A 17433-nucleotide genomic window follows, 5' to 3' on the forward strand; every position below is an offset into this window, starting at 1 on the left:
TGTGCTGCGGTAGCTCTACTTCTTCTTGGCGTATTTCAACGAATCCAGCGCCACGGCGAAGATGATGATGCTGCCCTTGATGATGTACTGCCAGTACGGGTTGATGCCGATATAGGTCAGGCCGTAGTTGATGACGGTAAAGATGATCACCCCGGTCACCACGCCCCACACCGTACCCACGCCGCCGGCGAAGGAGACGCCCCCCACCACGCAGGCGGCGATGGCGTCCAGCTCATACATAAAGCCGAGGTTATTGGTGGCGCTGCCGATGCGCCCCGCTTCCAGCAGGCCGCCGAAGGCATAAAACACGCCGGACAGCGCATAGATCATGATCAGGTTCAGCGGTACGTTAACGCCGGAGACCTTGGCCGCTTCCGGGTTGCCGCCGATGGCGAAGATGTTCTTGCCGAAGCGGGTCTTGGTCCACAGGATCCAGACGAATATGATGGCGATCAGCGCGTAAAAGGTGATGTAGGACAGCTTAAAGTCGCCGAAGCGCAAGAAGCCTTGGGCAAAGGTGGAAAACTTCGGATCAAAGCCCGCGACCGGCGACGCGCCGACCGAATCGTAATACAGCGAGTTGATGCCGTAGACGATGATCATGGTGCCCAAGGTGGTGATGAACGGCGTCACGTTGAGATAGGCGATAATCAGGCCGTTAACCAGGCCGATCACCGCGCCGACCGCACACACCAGCAAGATGACCAGGGGAATCGACCAGGTTTCCATGTGAGGGAACACCTTGTTGACGTTATCCATCGATTGCAGCAGCGTGGCCGCCACCACCGCCGCCAGCCCCACCTGCCGCCCGGCGGACAGGTCGGTGCCCTGGGTAACGATCAGCCCCGCCACGCCCAGCGCGATGATGATGCGCACCGAAGACTGCGTCAGGATATTGCTCAGGTTCATCAGGCTGAGGAAAGTCGGGTCCTGAATGATGATGATGGCCAACAGCACCAGCAACACCACGTAAATGCCGCCTTCCTTGAAATAGGTAAATAAGGTTTTTTTATTTAGCGCGTTCATAATTCGAATCCTTAAAGGTGCAGGGAGGCGAGACGTAAGATTTCATTCTGCGAGGTCTGCTTGGTATTAACGATGCCCGCAACCTGACCATTGCTCATCACCAAAATACGGTCGGTGATCCCCAACAGCTCCGGCATTTCGGACGAGACGATAATGATCCCCTTGCCCTTTTTCGCCAGCTCGGTCATCAGCTGATAGATCTCGAACTTGGCGCCCACGTCAATGCCGCGCGTCGGTTCATCCAGCATCAGGATCTCCGGCTGCGTCAGCAGCCAGCGGCCGATGATCACCTTCTGCTGATTGCCGCCGGACAGCGAGCCGATATGGGTGTGATGCCCCGGCGTTTTCACCCGCATGGCGTCGATCACCCACTGGGTGTCGCTCTTCATCCGCGCGTTATCCAGCAGGCCGAGCTTGTTTTTATAATTGCGGATATTGGAGATCAACGAGTTGAAACCCACGTCGAGGTAGGCGTAAATCCCGGTGGATCGCCGCTCTTCGGTCACCAGCGCAAAGCCGTGGTTGATCGCTTCGTTGGCGCTGTGGTTGTCGATCGCCTTGCCGTGCAGCTTGATGGTGCCCGCCACCTTCTCGCGAATGCCGAACAGCGTCTCGACGATATCGGTGCGTTTGGCGCCCACCAGCCCGGCGATGCCGAGGATCTCGCCCTGATGCAGATCGAAGGACACATCGCGGATCGAAGGCTGGCGCAGCGATGTCAGGTTCTTCACCTCGAGGATCACCTCACCCGGCGTATTCTGCCTGTCGGGGAAACGCTGGCTCAGCGAGCGGCCGACCATCATGGCGATGATCTTGTCCATATCCAGCCCTTCCAGCGGCTGGGTGGCGATCCACTGGCCGTCGCGCAGCACCGTTATCTCGTCGCACAGCTGGAAGATCTCTTCCATCTTGTGCGAGATATAGACGATGCCGCAGCCGCGCTCTTTCAGCTTGCGGATGATGGTGAACAGGTGATTGACCTCTTTCTCCGTCAGCGAAGAGGTCGGTTCATCCATGATGACGATCTTGGCGTCATAGGAAAACGCCTTGGCAATCTCGATCATCTGCATCTGCGACACCGACAGGTTGCCCACCTTTTCGCGCGGGTTGATGTCAATATCCAGCTCGTCGAAGATCGCCTGAGTGTCTTTGAACATCTTGTCCTGATCGACGAACAGGCCTTTGGTCGGGTAGCGCCCCAGCCACATGTTGTCCATCACGGTGCGTTGCAGCACCAGGTTCAGCTCCTGATGCACCATCGAAACGCCGTGTTCCAGCGCTTCCTTCGAGCTCTTGAAATCGATTTCCCGGCCCTGAAATACAATGCTGCCGCTGTCTTTTTTGTAAATGCCGAACAGGCATTTCAACAACGTCGATTTCCCCGCGCCGTTCTCCCCCATCAGGGCGTGAATCGAGTGCGGACGGACGCGTAAATTGACATTGTCCAAGGCTTTGACGCCGGGAAATGACTTACAGATATCCGTCATTTCCAGCAAAAATTCGCGTGAGCTATCGGCCATAAATACACCTGGCTTAACGATCTTGCAGTCGTAAACATCCCCGCCGGCGGTATCCCTGGTGTTGGCGCCGCAGGCGGGGTCTTAGCGGGATCTCAATTCTTATTTAACAAACTGAGACAGGTTGTCTTTATCTACGCCGACGTAAGGAATACGCACGACTTTATTTTCGATTTTATATTGGGTGCCTTCGGTGGCCGGCTTGCCCGCCGCCAGGTTTTTCGCCAGCTCGAAGGTGGCCTTCGCCTGGTTGTCGGCGTCGTTCAGCACCGTGCCCGCCATCGCGCCGGATTTCACCAGCGCCAGCGCTTCAGGCAACGCATCGACGCCGAACACCGGAATACTGGTCTTGTTGTGCGCTTTCAGCGCTTCCACCGCGCCCATCGCCATGGCGTCGTTGTTGGCGATCACCACTTCGATCTTGTTGGCGTTCGGGCCGGAGAGCCAGGCATCCATCTTGTCTTTCGCCTGCGCGGTATCCCACATCGCGGTATCCATCTGCAGCTGCTGGGTCTTGATGCCTTTTTCGTTCAGCGTTTTCACCACGTAAGTGGTGCGCGCTTCGGCATCCGGGTGGCCCGGCTCGCCCTTCAGCAGCACGAACTGGATCTGGCCGTCTTTATTCAGATCCCAGGCCGGGTTGGCTTGCCAGTGTTTGGCGATCAGTTCGCCCTGGATCACGCCGGATTCTTTGGAGTCGGTGCCGACGTAATATGCCTTGTCATAGCTGTCCAGCGCCTTGCGGGAAGGTTCTTTGTTGTAGAACACCACCGGGATATCGTTTGCGCGCGCCTTATCGATAACCACCGGCGCAGCGGCCGGGTCGACCAGGTTGATCGCCAGCGCTTTCACGCCCTTGGCCAGCAGCACGTCGATCTGATCGTTCTGCTTGGACTGGTCGTTCTGCGAGTCATTCATCAACAGGGTAACGTCCGGTGAAGCCTTGGCGTCTTTCTCGATCGCCTTACGCACCACCGACATGAAGTTGTCGTCGTATTTATAAATTGTGACGCCAATACGGGTATCAGCATGGGCTGCGGCGCCAAACATCATGGCTGCGGCCATGGCGGCCAGGGTGAAAACCTTCTTATTCATTGTCAGTCTCCGGTTCTGTGTAGGGTATTACTCGTCTTTGAGCCAATGGTCACCGGCAGTGCGTACACCCCAGGCCTGGCGATTTCCACTCAACACCTGTCGTCCGTGGATCTTGTTATTTCCGAGAAATGCTGTGTCAGCGCGAGATAAAGGTTGCAGCGGCAAGGGCCTTTGCGCCGGAAAACGCCTAGAGCATAGACGGCGCGATGTTAATATTCTGTGAATTTTCTCACAGATTGAAAACGGTTACACAAGATTAAATCGTCAGAGAGTGACCGTCGCCTCACTTTGCCAGGGGGCGACAGAATGGCGCCGCACCAGCGTCGGCATGAACAGATGAGCGGCCTGCGGCTCCGCCAGGCCTGCTGCGCCCTGCAATGCCAGCTCGGTCGCCAACGTGGCCATCGAAACGATCGGGTAACGCACCGTGGTGAGTTTGGGGCTGGTGTAGCGCGCGATGGGAATGTCGTCGAAGCCGATCAGCGAGAAATGCTGCGGCACCGTGATACCGTTTTCTTTCAGCACCGCCATGGCGCCGGCGGCCATGGCGTCGTTGTAGGCGAACACCGCGCTCAGCTGTAAGTTGCGCCCCAGCAGCTCGACCATCGCCGCCTCGCCGCCCTGCAGATCCGGCGAACCGTAGGCACGCCAGTTGTCGGGCGTGGCCAGCCCGGCGGCGGCCATCGCCTGCGCATAGCCCTGCTGGCGCAGCGGCCCGTCTTCGATCGGGTGATTGGAGCCCAGATAGCCGATGCGCCGGTGGCCCTGCGACAGCAAAAGACGCATCGCCATTTCTGCGCCGCAGACGTTATCCAGCCCGACGCAGCGCGGCTCATAGCCGGGGATAATCCGGTTGATCAGCACCATGCCCGGCACCTGCTCCAGAAAACCGATCAGCTCGGCGTCGCTCAGGGCTTTGGCGTGAACAATCAGGGCGTTACAGCGCTGGCGGATCAGCACTTCGATCGCGTGGCGCTCTTTGTCCGCCTGATGATAGCTGTTGCCGATCAGCAGATACTTGTGGTGTTTCTGCGCCACCGTGTCTACCGCTTTCACCAGCGCGCCGAAGAACGGATCGGACACGTCCATCACCACCACGCCCAACGTATCGCTGCTTTGGGTCGCCAACGCCTGCGCGTTGGCATTGGGGCGATAGCCCAGATCCGCCACCGCCTGCAGCACCTGCTCGCGCGTCTCTTTGCTGGTCAGCGCGCTGTGGTTCAGCACGCGGGAGACGGTCGCTACGGAGACCCCGGCGCGTTTCGCCACGTCGCGAATAGTGATCGGATGAACTGGAGGCATGCGGGATCCTGAAATCGGGGTAGTGGCCGGTGGCGCTATCCTACCCCGATTGGCCCGCTGCTCTGCGTGAATTACGTCACAGGAAAGAAAACGTTTACATACATTTTTTTAACCTGCCGACGGGCGCTCACTTCAGCGCTTTGGATTCCGCTTCGCCGGCGGCCATCTGCGTCAATTTGCGCCACAGCCATTCCATCGGCCCCTGTTCGAAGTAACGCAGCCACAGTGCGGAAAAGACCAGGTTGACCAACCAGACCAGCGGCACAAACGCCAACAGCTGCAGCCGGTCAAACTGCTCATAGAGGCCAAAGCGATAAAACAGCGTGGTGCAGATCAGCGTTTGCAGCAGGTAGTTGCTTAACGCCATACGCCCCACCTGGCTCAGCCAGCGGGCGATGCGCAGGCGCGACAGCGCGGGCCAGAAACCGTAACACAGCGCCAGATAGCCCATCGCCTGCAGCGGCGCGCCCAGCTCGCGCGGCACCTGCAGCAGGAAACCGCTCCAGCGATAGTCCCAGTGCACCTGCCATTGCAGCGCCACCGCCGGCAGTTGGATCAGCACGGACAGCGGCAACAGCCACGCCGCCTGCCGCAGGTAATAGCCGGAGGAATAGCTGCCGCGCAGCCAGCCGCTGCGCATCAGCCCGGCGCCGAACAGCATCAGCCCCGCCAGCTCCCAGCCATACTGCGCGCCGATGGCCAGCAGGCTGGACGAGAGCAGATCGGCGCGGCTGCGCCAGGCTTCGAAACCGCCCTGCAGCTTCCAAAACTTCTCGTACTGCAACTCCGCCACGCCCGGCTGCCAGAAGCTGCCCGGCTCACCGTGCGAGACAAAACCGAGCAGCAGCAGCACCGCCACGCCGATCAGGTACAGCACGACGCCGGTTTTCAGCAGTTGGAAGGTGTCTTTGGCCTCGCGGATCATGCGCCAGCACACCAGGCCGATCAGCCCGTAGGCCAGCAGAATGTCACCGTCCCACAGGAAGATGGCGTGCGCGAGGCCGAACAACACCAGCCACGACAGCCGCGCGCGGATCCAGCTTTTGCCGCGCCGCAGCAGCATTTGCAGCCCGGCACCGAACAGCAGCGCGAACATCGCCAGGAACTTGGCCTGGGCGAAGATATCCAGCAGCGCCCAGGTCCAGGCATCGCGCGATGACGGCATCCCCAGATAGGCCGGATTGAGGTAGGCTGCCTTCGGCAAGCCGAAGGCGCTGATGTTCAGCAATAAAATGCCGAGGATGGCGATGCCGCGCACGCAGTCCAGCGTGGCAATGCGCGGCAGAGGATGACTGTTCATTTTTTATCGCTGTCTTCCGCTCATGAAAAAGGCGCCCGCAGGCGCCTGTTGTCGTCTTGCGGGTCGCCCCGCAACGCCATCACCCCTGGTGGTGACGCACCGCACGCAGGAACTCCTGGCGGGTATTCTGGCTGGACTTGAACAGCCCCCCCAGCGAGGTAGTGGTGGTGGCGCTGGTCGCGTCGCGGATACCGCGCGCCTTGACACAATAATGGACCGCATCGATCGATACCGCCACGTTATTGGTGCCGAGCAGGGTCTGCAGCGCCACCAGGATCTGCTGGGTCAGGCGCTCTTGCACCTGCGGACGCTGGGAGAAGAACTGCACGATGCGGTTGATCTTCGACAGGCCGATCACCGAGTCTTTCGGGATATAGGCCACGGTAGCCTTGCCGTCGATGGTCACGAAGTGGTGTTCACAGGTGCTGGTCAGCGTGATATCGCGCACCGTCACCATCTCATCCACCTTCATCTTGTTCTCGATGACGGTGATTTTCGGGAAGTTGGCGTAGTCCAGCCCGGAGAAGATCTCGTCGACATACATTTTGGCGATGCGATGCGGCGTTTCCGCCAGGCTGTCATCGGACAGATCGAGATTCAGCAGCTGCATGATTTCGGTCATGTGCTCTTTGATGCGACGCTTGCGCGTTTCGCGATCCAGCACTTCCCCGCGCAGCGGTGTCTCCAGACCACGCTCTTCCAGTGCCGCATGCACCAGCGCGGCTTCTTTACTTAATGATGTCATGTATTTGTTCTCCTGCGGACGGAACCCGCCGGCGGCCTGATAGGGCGTGCGGCCGGCGAATTGCTTGCTCTCGTGACGGCAGAGTTTTCGTGGTGGATAACGTGAACCCGGTCAAGATTTTGCCCCCCACTGTAGATGAGAGCGCGGCGATTATCCAGCGATAGTGCTTCATCCGCAGGTGAAATATTCGCATTTAGCACAATCAGGCCGGCTGCGGGTTTCCATGCGTTTTGTATGGATTTTAATCACCGAGTCGCCGTTTTTTGCGCCAACCGCCGCGCCGGGGTATTCACCACCAGCCCTCCGGCCGCCAACAGCGCCGCCACCGCCACATACAGCGCCGGCTCCAGCCGATGGGTCAAGGCGGTCGACAGCGCCGACAGCATCGGCCCGACCAGTTGGCCAATCGCATAACCGGTGGTCAGCAATCCGGCCATGTAACGCGCATGACGCGGCGCCAGCTCACGCCCGTGCTGAAGAGCAAGCTGCACCACGCAAAGGAAACCGCCGCCGGTCAGCAACGCCCCGAGCGCCAGGCCGGCCACGCCCGGCACCACTTCGGCGCTCAGTACGCCGAGCGCCTGTATCCACAGCGTGATCGCCAGCCGGGTCTGGGTGGTCAGCCGATGGCGGGTCAGAATGCCGATGACAATCCCCAGCACCGCCGCGCCGCCGAACACCGGCCAGACGAACTGCGCGAACAGGCTGGCGGGAAAGCGCGCCGCCGCCATCTGCGACAAGAAGGTCGCCGGCAGGATGTAGCCAAAGCCGGCCAGGCTGTAGCTCCACACCAGGCGTTTGAGCGCCGGCGTCAGCAGCAGCGGCTCCGGGGCCACGTCCGGGCGATGCAGCTCGCCGCTGCGCGGCAGAAAGGCGCTAATCCCCCCGACCAGCACCAGCGCCAGCCCGCCATACACCAACCAGGCCTGCGCCGCCGTCAGCCCCAGCGCGTTGATGCCCACCGCCAGCATGCCGCTGAGGAAGATGCCGGCGCCCGGCCCGGCGAACACCGCTGCGCTCAGCGCCGGCCGGCCGTAGTGTGCCAACCGCTCGTTGGTCCAGGCCGCCACCAGCACCATCGCCCAGCCGCTGGCCCAGCCGATGACGAAGCGCAGCGCGCCGTGCGTCCATTCATCCTGCGCCAGCGCCGACAGTAGCGTCAGCGCCATCGCGCCCCATACGCCCAGCCACAGGCGCCGCTCGACGTGGCGCGTGGCGCGCATCGCGTCGTAGGCGCCGCACAGGTAGCCCAAATAGTTGATCGCCGCCACCAGCCCAGCACCGGTCAGGCTGAACTGATGTTCCGCGATCATCAGCGGCACCTGAGGGGTGAAAGCGAAGCGGCCAATGCCCATCGCCACGATCAGCGCGGCAAACCCGCTCAAGGCAATACGTAAAGCCATATCGGCATCCAAAAGGTTAAAAGAAAGTTGCCAGTATCATGCCGCAGTATTAAACTCACAAAAACTGAATAATACTAATCAAGTTCATCACGAAACGAGAACATTATGGATCTGACCCAGCTTCGCATGTTCTGCTGCGTAGCGGAAACCGGCTCGGTCGCCCGCGCCGCCGAGCAGCTGCACCGCGTGCCGTCGAATCTGACCACCCGGCTGCGCCAGCTCGAGCAGGAGCTGGGCGCCGATCTGTTTATCCGCGAAAAACAGCGCCTGCGCCTGTCGCCGATGGGCCATAACTTTCTGTGCTACGCCAACCGCATCCTGGCGCTGAGCGACGAGGCGATGAGCATCACCCACGCCGGCGAACCGGCGGGCAACTTCGCCCTCGGCTCGATGGAGAGCACCGCCGCGACCCGCCTGCCCTCGCTGTTGGCGGCTTATCACCAGCGCTTCTCGCAGGTTTCACTGTCGCTGACCACCGGCACCTCCGGCGAAATCGCCGATCGGGTGCGCGCCGGCACGCTGGCGGCGGCGCTGGTCGACGGCCCGGTGCCTTATGACGAGTTGAACGGCTGTATCGCCTATCCTGAACATATGGTGGTGATCTCCTGTCTCGATCACGCGCCGATCCACAGCGCCAAAGACGCCAACGGCGAGACGCTGTTCGCCTTTCGCGCCAGCTGCTCTTACCGCCTGCGGCTGGAGGCCTGGTTCAAGCGCGAAGGCGCGCGGCCGGGGCAGATCATGGAGATCCAGTCCTATCACGCCATGCTGGCCTGCGTCGCCAGCGGCGCCGGGCTGGCGATGATCCCGCATTCGGTGCTCAGCCTGCTGCCGGGCCATGAGCGGGTTCGGGTTCATACCCTGCCGCCGGACGTGGCCGACACCGCCACCTGGCTGCTGTGGCGCCGCGACGCGTTCGGGCCGAACGTGCGCGCGCTGAAAGAATTGATTATTGAACAGACGGAAACCGCCGCTGTTGATGAAAGCACCCCCAACGATTTATCAGACGTTAGCGATATCGCCTGATTTAAAAGAAAACCACTGAGGAGACTATGATGGAGATGATCAAAACCCGCGCCGCCGTTGCCTGGGGCCCGAACCAGCCGCTGAAGATCGAAGAAGTCGATCTGATGCCACCGCAAAAAGGCGAAGTGCTGGTGCGGATCGTCGCTACCGGCGTCTGCCATACCGACGCCTACACCCTGTCCGGCAAAGATCCGGAAGGCGTGTTCCCGGCGATCCTCGGCCATGAGGGCGGCGGCGTGGTGGAAGCGGTCGGTGAAGGCGTCACCAGCGTGGCGGTCGGCGACCACGTGATCCCGCTCTACACCCCGGAGTGCGGCGAGTGCAAATTCTGTAAATCCGGCAAGACCAACCTGTGCCAGGCGATCCGCGCCACTCAGGGCAAAGGCCTGATGCCGGACGGCACCACCCGCTTCTTCAAGGACGGCAAACCGATCTTCCACTACATGGGCACCTCCACCTTCTCCGAATACACCGTGGTGCCGGAAATTTCACTGGCGAAAATCAACAAGGAAGCGCCGTTGGAGGAAGTGTGCCTGCTGGGCTGCGGCGTCACTACCGGCATGGGCGCGGTGATCAACACCGCCAAAGTGCAACCGGGCGACACCGTGGCGATCTTCGGCCTGGGCGGCATCGGCCTGTCGGCGATCATCGGCGCGCAGATGGCCGGCGCGGGCCGCATCATCGGCATCGACATCAACACCAGCAAGTTCGATCTGGCGCGCAAGCTGGGCGCTACCGATCTGATCAACCCGAAAGACTATGACAAACCGATTCAGGAGGTGATCGTCGAGCTGACCGACGGCGGTGTCGACTTCTCCTTCGAGTGCATCGGCAACGTCAACGTGATGCGTTCCGCGCTGGAATGCTGCCACAAGGGCTGGGGGGAATCGGTGATCATCGGCGTCGCGGGCGCCGGCGAAGAGATCTCGACCCGGCCATTCCAGCTGGTCACCGGCCGCGTCTGGCGCGGCTCGGCATTCGGCGGCGTCAAGGGCCGTTCGCAGCTGCCTGGCATCGTCGAGCGTTATCTGGACGGCGAATTCGCGCTGAACGACTTTATCACCCACACCATGGGGCTGGAGCAGATCAACGAAGCGTTCGATTTGATGCACGAAGGCAAATCGATCCGTTCCGTCATCCACTTCGACCAATAAGCCAGGAGGCAGAGATGACGTTGTCATTGGAACTTCTCGAAGAGCACCGCATGTTCGGCGGCTGGCAACAGCGCTATCGCCACGCGGCGCAGAGCCTGAATTGCAACATGACATTCAGCATCTACCTGCCGCCGCCGCGCGATGACAACCCGCCGCCGGTGCTGTACTGGCTGTCGGGGCTGACCTGCAACGACGAGAACTTCACGTTGAAAGCCGGCGCGCAGCGCATCGCCGCCGAGCTGGGCCTGGTGCTGGTGATGCCGGACACCAGCCCGCGCGGCGACGAAGTGCCGAACGACGAAGGCTACGACCTGGGCCAGGGCGCCGGGTTCTACCTGAACGCCACCCAGGCGCCGTGGGATCGTCACTTCCGCATGTACGACTACATCAGCGCCGAACTGCCGGCGCTGATCGAACAGCACTTCAGCGTCAGCGATCGTCAGTCGATCTTCGGCCACTCGATGGGCGGCCACGGTGCGCTGATGATGGCGTTTCGCAACCCGCAGCGCTTCCGCTCGGTATCGGCCTTCGCGCCGATCGTCAATCCGTGCCAGGTGCCGTGGGGCCGCAAAGCCTTCACCGCCTATCTGGGCAGCGACGAAAGCCAGTGGCTGCAGTACGACAGCTGCCATCTGCTGGCCAGCGGCGCGGAGAAAATGCCGGTCCTTATCGATCAGGGCGACGACGACCAGTTCCTGGCCGATCAGCTGCAGCCGGCGCGGCTGGCCGAACTGGCGCGCCAGCGCGACTGGCCGCTGACGCTGCGCATTCAGCCGGGGTACGATCACAGTTACTTCACCATCGCCACCTTCGTGGAAGATCACCTGCGCTTCCACGCCGAGCACCTGTTCCGCTGATAAAAAAATCCGGGCGGTTAAACCGCCCGGATTTCTTCAAAAGCCATCAATCAGAAAATCGATGGCAGCTTTAATTTGATTCCTGTGCTCATTGGCATTACCAACGGCCTTCCCGATCTGTGAAATACGTACGGCTGCCATCTCATGGGTCATAACGAGAAACTTTTCGCCGTTTACCTCAATCTCCGGGCACAGGCGTGCAGAAATTTTAACTCTGACGTTATCCAAAGCATAAAGAGGGATCATTAACCGGGTCGAGAGGGCATCAATAAGATCGCTTTGAACGTCCAGTAAGTAGGGATAGGCTGATGCCGGATACGTATTGTCATATACGGTAAACTGCATATTCAAAATGTCCGATATTCATCAGACAACAAACCATTTTCTTCAGTGATGCGATTAAGTTCTTCTAACGCCGCGCGATTTTGCTCGCGCCACTGTTGAATCTCAATATCCCTGACACGGACGCTCAATGCGTCTGTCAATACGGATGACACATTAACGCCCAGGGATTTTGCACGCTGGAAAAGATCGCGATCGATGGTTACGTTGACTGTCTTTTTCGTCACATTGTTATTTGCCATATCCATTCCTCATCCCTGTAACATACACGGGTCAAATTTTCATCAATTATACTCGTAAAACAGGGGTATGCCAATTCAGCGATACCCTCACCCCTTCAGCTTCGGATCGAGCGCGTCGCGCAATCCGTCCCCCAACAGGTTGAACGCCAGCACGGTGATGAATATCGCCAGGCTGGGGAAGATCGCCACGTGCGGCGCGATCACCATATCGGCGCGTGCCTCATTGAGCATCGCCCCCCACTCCGGCGTCGGCGGCTGGGCGCCCAGTCCCAAAAACGACAGGCTGGCGGCGGAGATGATCGAGGTGCCGATGCGCAGGGTGAAATAGACTACGATCGACGACAGCGTGCCCGGCAGAATGTGCCGCAGAATGATGGTCCAGTCCGAGGCGCCGATGCTGCGCGCCGACTCGATATAGGTCAGGTGCTTCAGCACCAGCGTGTTGCCGCGCACCAGGCGGGCAAAGGCCGGAATGCTGAAGATCGCCACCGCGACGATCACGTTGGCCATGCCGCTGCCCATGATCGCCACCACGCCGATCGCCAGCAGGATGCCGGGAAACGCGAACAGCACGTCGCAGACGCGCATGGTGAGGCGATCCCACCAGCCCTCATAGTAACCGGCCAGCAGCCCCAGCAAGGTGCCGATCGCCCCACCCGCCAGCACCGAGAACACCCCGGCCGCCAGCGAAATGCGCGTGCCCATCAGGATGCGGCTGAAGATATCGCGCCCGAGGGAATCCACCCCCAGCCAGTGCATCAGCGAAGGCCCTTCGTTCAGCCGGTCGTAATCGAAATAGTTTTCCGCATCGAACGGCGCCAGATAAGGCGCCAGCAGCGCCGCCGCGATCAGCAGCAGCACCAACAGACCGGCGACCAACGCCGCCCGCTGGCGGCGAAAACGCCGCCAAAACTCACCCCACGGCGTGCGTACCGCGTTGGGGTCAATAAGCGGCATCGCCCTCAGTGCGGCGTTGCGCCGCCAATGCTTAATCATGCCGCGTCCTCATTGGTAACGAATCGCCGGGTTGATCGCCACGTACAGCATATCCACCAGCAGGTTGATCAGGATGAACTCCAGCGAGAACAGCAGCACCTCGGCCTGGATCACCGGGTAATCGCGCATCTCCACCGAGTCCACCAGCAAGCGCCCCAGCCCCGGCCAGTTGAACACCTTCTCCACCACGATCGAACCGCCGAGCAGGAAGCCGAACTGCAGCCCCATCATGGTCACCACCGGGATCATCGCATTGCGCAGGCCGTGTTTCATCACCACCACGCTTTCCCGCACGCCCTTGGCTCGGGCGGTGCGCATGTAGTCTTCCTGCAGCACCTCGACGAACGAAGCGCGGGTGAAGCGCGCCATCACCGCCGCCACCGCCGCCCCCAGGGTTACCGAAGGCAGAATGTAGTGCCGCCAGCTGTCGGCGCCCACCGTCGGCAGCCACCCCAGCTCGACCGAGAACACCTGCATCAGCAGCATGCCGAGCGCAAAGGCCGGGAACGAGATCCCCGATACCGCCAGCGTCATGCCGAGACGATCCGGCCAACGGTTACGCCACACCGCCGACACCACGCCGATCGCCAGACCGAACGCCACCGCCCACAGCATGCTGGTGACGGTCAGCCAGAAGGTCGGCAGAAAGCGCGAGGCGATCTCTTCGCTCACCGGGCGTTTGGACACCATCGAGATGCCGAAGTCGCCCCGCAGCGCGTTGACGAAAAAGTGCGCGAACTGCTGCGGCAGCGGCTTATCCAGCCCCAAATCCTTGCGCACCAGCTGCACCACCGCCTCGTCGGCCTCCGGCCCCGCCGCCAGCCGCGCCGGATCGCCCGGAAGCAGGTGGACGAACAGGAACACCAGCACCGCCACGATCAGCAGCGTCGGGATCAGGCCCAGCAGTCGTTTCAGAAAATAATTGAGCATCTCATTCCTTCCCCCGCCCGCCGCCGTCTGGCCGCAGGCGGGGATGGGCGCCTTATTTCAGATCGGCGTTATCAAAGTTGAACGAGGTATCCGGCATCACGTAGAAACCGCTCAGCTGTTTGCTGTTGGCCGACAACAGACGTTCGGTCGCCAGGAAGATCCAGGGCGCGTCGGCCCAGATACGATCCTGCGCGTCCTGATACAGTTTCTGCTTCTCGGCGCGATCGGTGGTCGCCAGCGCGTCGGTCAGATCCTTGTCCACCTGCGGATTGCTGTAGAACGCGGTGTTGAACTGCTTCGGCGGCGCCGCCTGGGTGGAGAACAGCGGCGACAGCGCCCAGTCCGCTTCCCCGGTCGAGGCCGACCAGCCGGTGTAGAACAGCCGCACGCCGGTGTCTTTCACCCCGACGCTCTCCACCTGCGCCGCGCGCTGCCCAGCATCCATCGCCGTCACCGTCACTTTCACCCCCACCTGCGCCAGCTGCTGTTGGGTGAACTGCAGCACTTTCTGCGCGGTGCTGTGGTTGTGGGAAGACCACAGCGTGGTGGTGAAGCCGTTCGGGTAGCCGGCCTCTTTCAGCAGCTCGCGCGCCTTGGCCGGATCGTACGGCCACGGCTTATAGCGGGCGGCGAAATCGATGGCCGGCGGCACCGGCCCTTCCGCCGGCACCGCGTAACCGGCGAACGCCACCTTGATCAGCGCGTCCTTGTTGATGGCGTAGTTCAGCGCCTGGCGCACCTTCGGGTTGTCGAACGGCTTTTGGGTGACGTTCATGCTGATGTAACGCTGCAAGATCGACGGCGCGGCCACCACGTCCAGCTTGGCGTTGCCTTCCAGCACCTTGGCCTGCTCGTAAGGGATCGGGAAGGCGAAAGTCGCCTCGCCGGTCTGCAGCATCGCCGCGCGGGTGTTGTTATCCACCACCGGGCGCCAGGTGATGCTGTCGAGCTTCGGCAGCCCCGGCTGCCAGTAGCCGTCGAACTTCTTCACCTTGACGAAATCGGTCTGGTTCCAGGTCACGAACTGATAAGGCCCGGTGCCGACCGGGTGGAAACCGATCTCCTTGCCGTATTGCTTCAGCGCCGCCGGCGAGATAATCGCCGCCGCCGGGTGCGCCAGATTGTTGACGAACGCCGAGAACGGCGCCTTCAGCACGATCTTCACCGTATTGGCGTCCACCGCTTCGGTTTTGTCGATCATCTTGAACAGGTTGTAGCGCTTGAGGTGACTGTCCGGGTTGCTGGCGCGATCGAGGTTGACCTTCACCGCCTCGGCGTTGAACGCGGTGCCGTCGTGGAATTTAATGCCCTGGCGCAGTTTGACGGTGTAGGTCAGGCCGTCTTTGCTGACCTCATAGCTGTCCGCCAGCACGTTTACCAGCTTCATGTCCTTATCAAAGCCGAACAGCCCCTGATAGAAAGACTTGGCCACCGCCTGCGACAGCGTGTCGTTGGCGTCGTAAGGATCGAGGGTGGTGAAGTTGGAGGCCACGGCGATCACCGCGTCCTTCGCCGCCCAGACCGGGCCGGTTCCCGCCGCCAGCAGTACGGCGGCCAACAGCGCATTGCGTTTGAATGTGTGCTTCATGTCGCTTGTCTCTCCTGAGGTCTTTAAAAAGCACCGGCGATCGGGTGGCGGGCGACAAAGTGCCCGGCGCCAACCTGCACCAGCGGTGCGGTAACGGGTTCATCGCCCAGCGCGCGCACCGGGCTCGGGATCTCATCGGCCGGCAGCGGCTGCCGTTTGTGGGCGTGAGCGGGATCGGCCACCGGCACCGCCGCCATCAGCTTGCGGGTGTAGGGATGCTGCGGATTGTCGAACACCGCCTGCCGCGGGCCGATCTCGACGATCTGCCCGAGGTACATCACCGCCACCCGGTGGCTGATCCGCTCCACCACCGCCATGTCGTGTGAAATAAACAGAAAAGCGATGCCGAACTCGCGCTGCAGATCGAGCAGCAGATTGACGATCTGCGCCTGAATCGACACGTCCAGCGCCGAAACCGCCTCGTCGGCGATCACCACTTTCGGGTTCAACGCCAACGCGCGTGCGATGCAGATACGCTGGCGCTGGCCGCCGGAAAATTCGTGCGGGTAGCGGCGCGCGTGTTCCGGCAACAGGCCGACGCGTTCCAACAGCCAGGCTACCCGCCGTTCCGCCTCCCGGCCGCGCATCACGTTGTGCACCAGCAGCGGCTCCATGATGGAAAAACCGACCGTCAGGCGCGGATCGAGCGAGGCGTAAGGATCTTGAAAGATGAACTGAATATCGCGCCGCAGGTGCTGCAGCGCCGGCCCCTTCAACCGATCGATTCGCCGCCCGGCGAAGGTGATGGTGCCGCTCTGGCTGTCCACCAGTTTCAGCAAAGAACGCCCGGTGGTGGACTTGCCGCAGCCGGACTCGCCCACCAGCCCCAGCGTCTCGCCGGGGTAAAGATCGAAACTGACGTTTTCCACCGCGTGCACCCGGCGAGTGACCCGATTGAACAGCCCGCCGCGCAGATCAAAACGCGTGACCAGATGATCCACCCGCAGGATCGGCGCGGCGCCTGGCGGCACGGTATCCTGCGGCGCTTCATCCTCCTCGCCCCCCGGCAGCGGAAACTTCGCCGGCAGCGGCCGATCGGCCATCGCCCCCAGCTTCGGCACCGCCGCCAGCAGCGCCCGGGTATAGGCCTGCTGCGGCGTGGCGAACAGCTCGCGCACCCGATTTTGCTCCACCTGCTCACCGCGGCGCATCACCAGCACCCGGTCAGCAATCTCCGCCACCACCCCCATGTCGTGAGTGATGAAAATCACCCCCATCTGCATCTCCTGTTGCAGCACGCGGATCAGCTGCAGGATCTGCGCCTGAATGGTGACGTCGAGGGCGGTGGTGGGCTCATCGGCGATCAACAGCGCCGGCTTGCAGGAGAGCGCCATGGCGATCATCACCCGCTGGCGCATGCCGCCGGAAAGCTGGTGCGGGTAGCGCCCCAGCACCTCTTTAGCCTCCGGAATACGCACCAGATCGAGCATGCGCAGCGCCTCCTGGCGCGCGCTGCGGTGATCCATGCCCTGATGCAAACGCAGCGATTCGGCGATCTGCTCGCCGACCGGAAACACCGGGTTGAGCGAGGTCATCGGCTCCTGAAAGATCATCGCCATATCGGCGCCGCGCACCGTGCGCAGCGTGCTCTGCGAGGCGCGCGCCAGATCGAGCAGCGCGCCGTCGCGCCGGCGCAGCGTCATGGCGCCGCCGACGATGCGCCCGCCGCCCTGCTCCACCAGCCGCATCAGCCCCAGTGAAGTCACCGATTTGCCGGAACCGGACTCACCGACGATCGCCAGCGTCTCGCCGCGATCGAGCTCGAACGACAGGTTGCGCACCGCTTCCACGGCGCCTTCCGATTGAGGAAAGCTGATGCTCAGATCGCGCACCGACAGCACACGCTGCGGCGGCAATGGCAGCCCGTCGCCGGCGGGCCGGAATGAAACGTCGGTCATACACCCTCCCGG

The 17433-nt window shown here is 61.6% G+C and carries 16 protein-coding genes; 3 read left to right on the forward strand and 13 right to left on the reverse strand.

Going from position 1 to position 17433, the window contains the following annotated elements:
- Window positions 1-15: 15 nt before the first annotated feature.
- The 7 genes from mglC to ACMGF9_RS15960 form a co-directional block, all read right to left on the reverse strand.
- On the reverse strand, window positions 16-1026 hold the full coding sequence (gene mglC, locus ACMGF9_RS15930) for a galactose/methyl galactoside ABC transporter permease MglC (RefSeq protein WP_004938953.1): 1011 nt from the start codon (window positions 1024-1026) through the stop codon (window positions 16-18).
- Between the two features lie 11 nt (window positions 1027-1037).
- Entirely contained in the window at window positions 1038-2546 is a 1509-nt protein-coding gene (gene mglA / locus ACMGF9_RS15935; RefSeq protein ID WP_004938959.1) for a galactose/methyl galactoside ABC transporter ATP-binding protein MglA, read from the reverse strand.
- A gap of 99 nt (window positions 2547-2645) precedes the next feature.
- A complete protein-coding gene (mglB, locus tag ACMGF9_RS15940) occupies window positions 2646-3638 on the reverse strand; it encodes a galactose/glucose ABC transporter substrate-binding protein MglB (protein ID WP_004938962.1) in 993 nt (330 codons plus the stop codon).
- Between the two features lie 264 nt (window positions 3639-3902).
- Window positions 3903-4940, reverse strand: coding sequence for an HTH-type transcriptional regulator GalS (gene galS, locus ACMGF9_RS15945; protein ID WP_004938964.1), 1038 nt, complete (start codon window positions 4938-4940; stop codon window positions 3903-3905).
- Between the two features lie 127 nt (window positions 4941-5067).
- The gene (gene yeiB, locus ACMGF9_RS15950; RefSeq protein ID WP_118892276.1) at window positions 5068-6240 is read right to left on the reverse strand and encodes a DUF418 domain-containing protein YeiB; all 1173 of its coding nucleotides are present in this window, start codon (window positions 6238-6240) and stop codon (window positions 5068-5070) included.
- Window positions 6241-6319: 79 nt separating this feature from the next.
- Entirely contained in the window at window positions 6320-6985 is a 666-nt protein-coding gene (folE, locus tag ACMGF9_RS15955; RefSeq protein ID WP_004938969.1) for a GTP cyclohydrolase I FolE, read from the reverse strand.
- A 245-nt stretch (window positions 6986-7230) separates the two neighbouring features.
- A complete protein-coding gene (locus ACMGF9_RS15960; RefSeq protein WP_004938972.1) occupies window positions 7231-8388 on the reverse strand; it encodes a YbfB/YjiJ family MFS transporter in 1158 nt (385 codons plus the stop codon).
- 105 nt (window positions 8389-8493) lie between these two features.
- Here ACMGF9_RS15960 and ptrR point away from each other — a divergent pair, with 105 nt between their 5' ends.
- Genes ptrR through fghA form a run of 3 tightly spaced genes read left to right on the forward strand, consistent with a single transcriptional unit; the run spans window position 8494 to window position 11425 of the window.
- On the forward strand, window positions 8494-9414 hold the full coding sequence (gene ptrR / locus ACMGF9_RS15965; protein WP_004938975.1) for a putrescine utilization regulator PtrR: 921 nt from the start codon (window positions 8494-8496) through the stop codon (window positions 9412-9414).
- Between the two features lie 29 nt (window positions 9415-9443).
- Complete coding sequence (locus tag ACMGF9_RS15970; protein WP_015377215.1) at window positions 9444-10568, forward strand: S-(hydroxymethyl)glutathione dehydrogenase/class III alcohol dehydrogenase; 1125 nt, start codon at window positions 9444-9446, stop codon at window positions 10566-10568.
- A 14-nt stretch (window positions 10569-10582) separates the two neighbouring features.
- Window positions 10583-11425, forward strand: a complete 843-nt coding sequence (gene fghA, locus ACMGF9_RS15975; RefSeq protein ID WP_015377214.1) for an S-formylglutathione hydrolase — start codon at window positions 10583-10585, stop codon at window positions 11423-11425.
- A 36-nt stretch (window positions 11426-11461) separates the two neighbouring features.
- On the opposite strand, the gene ACMGF9_RS15980 is transcribed toward fghA, so the two are convergent.
- From ACMGF9_RS15980 to ACMGF9_RS16005, 6 genes are all read right to left on the reverse strand, one after another.
- Complete coding sequence (locus ACMGF9_RS15980; RefSeq protein ID WP_073528876.1) at window positions 11462-11770, reverse strand: CcdB family protein; 309 nt, start codon at window positions 11768-11770, stop codon at window positions 11462-11464.
- Between the two features lie 2 nt (window positions 11771-11772).
- Window positions 11773-12015, reverse strand: coding sequence for a type II toxin-antitoxin system CcdA family antitoxin (locus ACMGF9_RS15985; RefSeq protein ID WP_078061989.1), 243 nt, complete (start codon window positions 12013-12015; stop codon window positions 11773-11775).
- A gap of 81 nt (window positions 12016-12096) precedes the next feature.
- Complete coding sequence (gene gsiD, locus ACMGF9_RS15990) at window positions 12097-13005, reverse strand: glutathione ABC transporter permease GsiD (RefSeq protein ID WP_198386563.1); 909 nt, start codon at window positions 13003-13005, stop codon at window positions 12097-12099.
- A gap of 9 nt (window positions 13006-13014) precedes the next feature.
- Window positions 13015-13935: a glutathione ABC transporter permease GsiC gene (gsiC, locus tag ACMGF9_RS15995; RefSeq protein ID WP_021504290.1), complete on the reverse strand. Its 921-nt coding sequence runs from the start codon at window positions 13933-13935 to the stop codon at window positions 13015-13017.
- A gap of 52 nt (window positions 13936-13987) precedes the next feature.
- The gene (gene gsiB / locus ACMGF9_RS16000) at window positions 13988-15523 is read right to left on the reverse strand and encodes a glutathione ABC transporter substrate-binding protein GsiB (protein ID WP_004938996.1); all 1536 of its coding nucleotides are present in this window, start codon (window positions 15521-15523) and stop codon (window positions 13988-13990) included.
- Window positions 15524-15546: 23 nt separating this feature from the next.
- Window positions 15547-17421, reverse strand: coding sequence for a dipeptide ABC transporter ATP-binding protein (locus ACMGF9_RS16005; RefSeq protein ID WP_015377210.1), 1875 nt, complete (start codon window positions 17419-17421; stop codon window positions 15547-15549).
- Window positions 17422-17433: the final 12 nt, after the last annotated feature.

Source organism: Serratia sp. BNK-23, from assembly GCF_047456145.1.
In the GTDB taxonomy this organism is placed as follows: Bacteria; Pseudomonadota; Gammaproteobacteria; order Enterobacterales; family Enterobacteriaceae; genus Serratia; species Serratia nematodiphila.